8 protein-coding genes are annotated in these 6295 nt (G+C 56.1%); 5 read left to right on the plus strand and 3 right to left on the minus strand.

Features of this window, described 5'->3' with window-relative positions; translation table 11 throughout:
* Positions 1 to 17 precede the first annotated feature (17 nt).
* The gene (locus tag VEV40_RS19065; protein ID WP_324834639.1) at positions 18 to 425 is read left to right on the plus strand and encodes a DoxX family protein; all 408 of its coding nucleotides are present in this window, start codon (positions 18 to 20) and stop codon (positions 423 to 425) included.
* Between the two features lie 70 nt (positions 426 to 495).
* On the opposite strand, the gene VEV40_RS19070 is transcribed toward VEV40_RS19065, so the two are convergent.
* Positions 496 to 1233: a hypothetical protein gene (locus VEV40_RS19070; RefSeq protein WP_324834640.1), complete on the minus strand. Its 738-nt coding sequence runs from the start codon at positions 1231 to 1233 to the stop codon at positions 496 to 498.
* 38 nt (positions 1234 to 1271) lie between these two features.
* Between VEV40_RS19070 and VEV40_RS19075 the strand changes: the two genes are divergently transcribed.
* From VEV40_RS19075 to VEV40_RS19090, 4 genes are read left to right on the plus strand one after another with little or no spacing between them, the layout of a single operon-like run.
* Entirely contained in the window at positions 1272 to 1559 is a 288-nt protein-coding gene (locus VEV40_RS19075) for a hypothetical protein (RefSeq protein ID WP_324834641.1), read from the plus strand.
* Positions 1560 to 1566: 7 nt separating this feature from the next.
* On the plus strand, positions 1567 to 2481 hold the full coding sequence (locus tag VEV40_RS19080; RefSeq protein ID WP_324834643.1) for a Kdo hydroxylase family protein: 915 nt from the start codon (positions 1567 to 1569) through the stop codon (positions 2479 to 2481).
* A 55-nt stretch (positions 2482 to 2536) separates the two neighbouring features.
* A complete protein-coding gene (locus VEV40_RS19085) occupies positions 2537 to 3331 on the plus strand; it encodes a hypothetical protein (protein WP_324834644.1) in 795 nt (264 codons plus the stop codon).
* Positions 3328 to 3732, plus strand: a complete 405-nt coding sequence (locus VEV40_RS19090; protein WP_324834645.1) for a hypothetical protein — start codon at positions 3328 to 3330, stop codon at positions 3730 to 3732. Before VEV40_RS19085 ends, VEV40_RS19090 begins: the two co-directional genes overlap by 4 nt.
* A gap of 30 nt (positions 3733 to 3762) precedes the next feature.
* On the opposite strand, the gene VEV40_RS19095 is transcribed toward VEV40_RS19090, so the two are convergent.
* Both VEV40_RS19095 and VEV40_RS19100 read right to left on the minus strand, forming a co-directional pair.
* Positions 3763 to 4770 carry a DUF4105 domain-containing protein gene (locus VEV40_RS19095; protein ID WP_324834647.1) on the minus strand — a complete coding sequence of 336 codons (1008 nt, stop codon included), beginning with the start codon at positions 4768 to 4770 and terminating at the stop codon, positions 3763 to 3765.
* Positions 4771 to 4824: 54 nt separating this feature from the next.
* Positions 4825 to 6295: DHA2 family efflux MFS transporter permease subunit (locus VEV40_RS19100; RefSeq protein WP_324834649.1), on the minus strand; the 1471-nt coding region annotated here is incomplete at its 5' end.

Below are 6295 nucleotides of genomic sequence, written 5' to 3' on the forward strand. Positions count from 1 at the left end.
TTGTCCGAGGAGGGTTTATGCAGGCAGTTGCAGCGGCCAGTGTGGTTTCTCGTAAGAGGCTCTGGACGGGGCGCGTGTTGAGCGGCTTCGTTGTGCTTTTTCTGTTAATGGATGGCGTGATGAAACTGTTCAAACCCGCGCCCGTATTGAAGGCGCAGGCCGAACTCGGATGGCCGGACAACATTACTGTCGCGACCGGAATCGTGCTGCTCATCTGCACGATTCTCTATGCTGTCCCATGGACCGCGATTCTGGGAGCGATCCTGCTCACCGGCTATCTTGGGGGTGCGGTTGCGGTGCAGTGGCGCGTGGGCAATCCGCTGTTTGCCGAAACTCTGTTTCCTGTTTACATGGGCATTCTATTGTGGGCCGGGGTGTACCTGCGCGATACGCGGTTGTGCGAAGTCATTCCCTTGCGGCGCTAGCTATAACGCGTGAGAGGAGTGCCCGGGACTCGCAGATAGACCGGCATGTGCCTGATTGCGATACCTGAAGCTATCCGCGTCGACGATACCGGATTTCAAACTCATATCCGGCATTCGGTGGAAACAGGCCGGCAATGTGCCGCAGACGTTCGGCCAGCGCCGGCGCTGTAAGGAGCGGATATTCACGTTCCCGCAGATCGGCATAGTCGAAGTCGATGCTCAACGAGAGCAAATAGATTGCAATCGCATCAGAGAAGGCCGCATCGAAGAATGTGCTTTTGGCTTTTTCATACGATCTCCCGCGGTCTGTCGCTTTTCTACGGCTCTCGTATGCGTCCTGGCTGGTCTCGCCACGTATATCGGATTCGGCCTGTGACCATGCCAAGTCGCTGAAGCTCTGAGGCACGCCGACCGACTCGACAAAGTGATGACCCACATTGATGAAGAACTCGAACGCCAGAGCGAAGCGGTCCTGCATCAATCGCGTTGAAATAAAGATACATTCAGAACTGCCGAATGAAACATTACGGTGACAGATGGCGCGGTCGCTGAAATCAATCGTGTACTCTGGAGCGACCAGCGTCTCGTCATCCTCGCTGATGGTGAGCGGAACAAAGTAGTAGGCGCGCCGCTTCAGCGCGGCGGCAATTGAATCCGGGACCGCCTGCACGATACGCTCCAGATCCTGCGGTGTCAGGTGCGTGTCGCCATACTGCGCGTAGCACACAGAGTTCGGCGCCTGCAGCACCTGTGCTTCCTGCGCCACCTTCTGTGCGGGCAACAACTCGATCTGGGCGGCTCCAGCCATAAACCTGTATTCTAGCTGAGGAGCGCATTGTCTCAATTATGGTTGCCCATACTCAAGCGGGACAGAGCAAATTTCTTGGCGTTCAAATAGGCAGTTTTGGCCTGTTCGGGGCACTGGTATTATCGTTTGCGCTGGCAATTACGGCTTTTTTCGCGACCTGCTTCGTCGCCATTTTCGGCATCCTGATCTATAACGGCGCCGGGCATCATGTGGACTTCGCGGACAGCTACCAGTACATTGCCCTGCCGGTAGGACTGGCTGTGTTGGCCGTCAGCCTTATTGTGCTTGTCAGCCTGTGGCTCCGCACCAAGTTCAGCAACCACTGATTTTGCCATGTCCGTCATTCCGATCTCGCTAAACCAGTTGCAGCCGCTATCGCCTGAACAACATCGCGAGTGGTGCGCGCAGCTTGAGGCCGGAGACATTCTCTACTTCCCACAAACGCCGATAGCGATTCCTGAGATTGATTTGCAGTTTCTTCTGGGCCAGCAGCAGACGGACAGCTCTCTGCACAAGAACATTGCCTATAAGCCGAACATCGACAGATTGAGCGGTGTTGACACCAAAACGGCCGACGCAGAGGCCGTCGCCAAACTGCAAGGCATCATGCGGAAATATTCAAAGTCGGTCACAGAATTCCTGACCGGCTTTCTCGAGCCGTACAAAGCCAACTGGCAACTCGACTACGCCAGCTTCCGCCCGCAGGAAGAAGAGGGCCGGGACCTCCCACAGCGCCGCCGCAACGACCTGCTGCACACGGATGCCTTCCCCACAAGGCCAACCTATGGCGCGCGTATTCTCCGCTTCTTCAATAACATTCACCCTGCTCGTACGCGTGACTGGGTTGTCAGCGATCCCTTTGCTGCCATCGTGAAGCAGTTTGCGCCTTCCGAAATCGCTCCGCGTGTAGACAGTGCCCTCAGCCGCGCAGCCAAGTCGCTCGGCCGCGGCATTGGACTTGACGCAGCCATTCCCTCGATCAAACGCAGCCCGTATGACGACTTTATGATGCGTTTTCACAACTTTTTGAAAGAAAATCCCGACTTTCAGGCAAACTGCCCTAAGCACAGCTTCAACTTCCCGTCCGGCTCCAGTTGGATGGTTTACACCGACACTGTTCCCCATGCCGTGCTTGCAGGCCAATATGCACTGGAACAGACATTCCTTGTTTGCCCCGAAGCTTTGGTCAGGCCGGAAATATCGCCGCTCAAGGTGCTGGAATCCATCGCAGGCGCAAGCCTGGTCTGAATCCGCAAATATTTCCGGTTAAAACGTAGACGGTGAGAGCTATACTTCTTCAGCTTTGAATGGGCAACCCATCCGCGGAGCCAATTTCACGGCAGTTCTGCCGGAGGGGTTCACTGTAGTTCCTCCGAACCCCATGATGGAGTACTCCGCCATGATGGCGCGGATGCGTGGAATTCCTCAGCCTCTGAGTATGTATCTGCTGCTGCCGCCGGGCTCGCAACTCAGCCAGTTCACCCCAGCGATTGTGACAGTAGAAGAAATTGATCCAATGACCTCTCAGGTTGTTCTTATGGGAATGCAGAACCTGGAGTCGCCGGATGTTGCATGGGGACTGGCGCAGTCATTGCAAGTACAATATGTTTTCAATTTTGCTCCCATGCGCCAGATACCGCTGCAGACTGGAACAGCTCTGGGCCGCGAATTCGATGCCGTCGGTCCGCCTCCGTTCAACGTAGCCATCCATTTGCTTGTTCTTCTGATTCAGGGGCCAGTTTCGACTGTAAAAGTGATGGTAATGGTGCAAACACAGCGCTGGAGTGAATTCCTGGCGCCGTGCCTGCAATTTGTGGGCGGAATCAACGTCTCAGGCGGAACGTCCATGCCCGCATCAGTCGTCGCGCTGGCCGATCCCAACCACCCGGACCAGTTGCAGTTGAACATTATTAACCCAAAGACCAAAGAACAAACGCCGGTCATGTCAGTTCCTGCCGGCGCAGTTTACAACGTCACCATTCACATGGACGATCACTCCACGACAGTGAATGGAAATATCCAGGGGGCCGGGATTGCGGTAGGAGAACACAGCCTTGCTGCCACCGCGATCCGCGCAGAGCACGGAGCAAATACATGACAGACAACAGCGGCACATACGTCGGCGGCAACATTTCCGGCACGGGCATAGCGATCGGAGCCGGGGCAAGCTCGAACGTCTCGATTACAAACGCAGCCGATCAGCAGCAGTTGATCAAGCTTATCGAAGACCTGAAGGCGGAGATCCAGAAATCTAGCATGCCCGACGCCATGAAGAGCACCATCGTGGACAATGTTATCCAGCCCATGCGCGAAGACGTGAAGGCCCCGGAGGCGAAGAACAAGCTTGAATCCGGACTGGAAAAGCTGAACCTGCTGGTCAAGGCATCGGGCGCGGCGCAAACAGAGCTAACGACAATCGGAACCATTGCCGGAATGATCGCCAAGTTTGGAGGTGTTGCCTTCCACGCTGTGGCGCCGTTTCTTGCCGGCTTGCTGTAGCCGCAATCTGGTATTTCGCGCTCCCAGACTCTACTGGATGTTCTCGAATCCAGGTCTGCCTTCCCGAATCCTTTTCGAGAAGTCGGAGCTCTTGTCAGCCAGCTTGGCCGCCGGGTTGATATAGGCCCGCTTCATCAACTCATCAAAAGGCAAGCCATCGCCAGCCAGATTGCCCTGGCGGTATTGTTCCTCTGCGCCTTTGCCATTCAGCAGGATTGTCCAGTTGCGCTGCAGGCTCTGCATGGTCTTCAGCGCAAAAATCTCAGTTGTGCAGTTGCTGGTCGCGGCGTTGTACCAGTGCGGATGGTCGTGCAGGCCATTCGTAAACCCGATGTAGTCAAGAAAGAGCGAGCGCGCAAAGGCAGGCGTCGCCGTAGTGTGAAAGAGATACAGGTCTTCGCCGACGCGGTAGTTCGTGCGGAGCCGGACCAGATCGCGCTCGTCGCTCACGACCGAAATCAGAGTGAATTGGCGAAAGAAGCCACGAATCGCCGAGTAGCTCTGCCCTATGTGCTTGCGCGCCTCGATGGAAAATGCGACGTGCTGTCCGTTTCCCAGATCAAAACTGATAATGGTGTGCGCTATCCACGGCGATCCCCAATAATCGACGAAAACATCCATGCCACGAATTTGTGATAGATCCACTTCGCGCGTCGGCCATGCGCAGGTGTAATCAAACTCGGCGCGATAGTCGCAACTGCGCGTGTTGTAAATAGTGACATGCTGGCCATCCACCTTGCCGTATGCGAGCCGCGACACATCCACCTGCCAGTTGCCCTCATTCGAAGGCTGCAGTGTACGCCACCACGCGAGCACAACTGCGAAGCAGATAACGCAACCCAGCACACGCCGCCAGAACCGCTTTGGTTTTATTATCGACGCACTAACCGCCAACAGATAGGCAATCACACATGGAATGCGCAGCCATGCAATGCGCACATCGAAGCAAAGAGCGGCAATCGCCCAGATCGTTATTAGCAGCAGGACGAACCAGACAATGCCACGCCCAATTTTGCGAACAGGACCGATCTCAGCCATGTGCTATCAAAATGATCTTCGATAGTACATGGCTTTGGCGCGACTGAAAACGGTCTAATGCCCAGCCGTCGAGCCTCCACTGGGCTTGAAGTCGCGAGTGAAAAAGACGACCGGAATCCCGAGCAATGCAACCCACCCGAGCAGATGAAAGCAATCGGTAAACCCAAGCAGGCTTGCCTGTTGCAGCAGCAGGTCATACATGCGACCGCCGGCATGAGCTGCAGCGTCGGAATGGGAAAATCCAAGCTGCTCGAAACTCTTTGTCAGCGAATCGCGCGTCGCGTCCACCAGAGATAAACCATGTAAGGCGTCGGCGAGACGCGCCTGATGCAGGTCCATGCGGCGCTCATGAAACGTAGTGACAAAGGCGACGCCGAAGCTGCCACCCCAGTTGCGCGCCAGATTCGTAAGGCTCGACGCCTTATTGTTCTTCTGCGGAGGCAGATACGAATATGCCATCACGCTCACAGGCACGAATAGAAAGGCATAGCCAAAGCCCTGAACGGCGCGCGCAAATGCGTAGTGAAAATAGTCAGTCTGCGGAGTGAAGCTGCCGTAATACCACATGGAGACCGCGACTACGGCATAACTGAAGATGATGAGGTGCTTAGGATTTACCTTGCCCGACTGCACCAGCCGTGCCACAAACGGCGCAAGAAAGGTAATGACCAGCGCACCCGGGCCCAGCACCAACCCCGCATCGGTCGCCGTGTAGCCATAGAGCGTCTGCAGGATCTCCGGAATCATCGTCGTGCTGCCAAAGAGCACAAATCCGAAGAGAAAATAGAAGATCGTGGCGCCGGCAAAATTGCGGTCCTGCAGCAACTTCAGCTCCACCACGGGGTCGGTGTGCCTCCACTCCCAGATAATCGCCACAACCAGCGTGGCAATCGCTGCAACCAGCAGCGCGACAATCGTTGAGCTGCCGAACCAGTCATCGATCTGGCCGCGGTCGAGAACTACTTCAAGGCATCCGAAACCTATGGCAATCAGCCCGATGCCCAACCCGTCGATGCGCAGCTTGCCGCTCGCGCGCAGCCGGGCAATTTCTTCCTTGAACTGCGGCGGGTCGTGCACCAGCCGACTGCTCAGGATCAGCGACACAATTCCAATAGGCACATTGATGAAGAACACCCATCGCCACGAAAAGCTGTCCGTAATCCAACCGCCCAGCGGAGGCCCGATTGCAGGCGCGGTAACAATAGCCATGCTGTAGAGCGCAAATGCCGCCGCTCGTTTGTTTGCTGGGAACGTGTCAACCAGGATCGCCTGCTCTACCGGGGCCAGCCCGCCGCCGCCGATACCCTGCAAGACGCGAAAGAGCAGGAGAAATCCAAGCGTGGGCGCTATACCGCAGAGAAACGATGTCGCTGTAAACAATCCCACGCACATCATGTAGTAGCGTTTGCGCCCGAAGACGCGCGAGAGCCACGCACTCAGCGGCAAGACAACGGCATTCGCAACCAGATAGGTTGTCAGCACCCATGTCGCTTCGTCGAAGCTCGATCCCAGCCCGCCGGCAATG

Origin of the sequence: Alloacidobacterium sp. (assembly GCF_035631355.1) — a bacterium.
GTDB lineage: Bacteria > Acidobacteriota > Terriglobia > Terriglobales > Acidobacteriaceae > Alloacidobacterium.

What these genes read in the sequence shown, in the direction of transcription:
- VEV40_RS19065 (WP_324834639.1), top strand. Translation starts at nt 18, where the DNA reads ATGCAGGCAGTTGCAGCGGCCAGTGTGGTTTCTCGTAAGAGGCTCTGG.
- VEV40_RS19070 (WP_324834640.1), bottom strand. Translation starts at nt 1,233, where the DNA reads ATGGCTGGAGCCGCCCAGATCGAGTTGTTGCCCGCACAGAAGGTGGCG.
- VEV40_RS19075 (WP_324834641.1), top strand. Translation starts at nt 1,272, where the DNA reads ATGGTTGCCCATACTCAAGCGGGACAGAGCAAATTTCTTGGCGTTCAA.
- VEV40_RS19080 (WP_324834643.1), top strand. Translation starts at nt 1,567, where the DNA reads ATGTCCGTCATTCCGATCTCGCTAAACCAGTTGCAGCCGCTATCGCCT.
- VEV40_RS19090 (WP_324834645.1), top strand. Translation starts at nt 3,328, where the DNA reads ATGACAGACAACAGCGGCACATACGTCGGCGGCAACATTTCCGGCACG.
- VEV40_RS19095 (WP_324834647.1), bottom strand. Translation starts at nt 4,770, where the DNA reads ATGGCTGAGATCGGTCCTGTTCGCAAAATTGGGCGTGGCATTGTCTGG.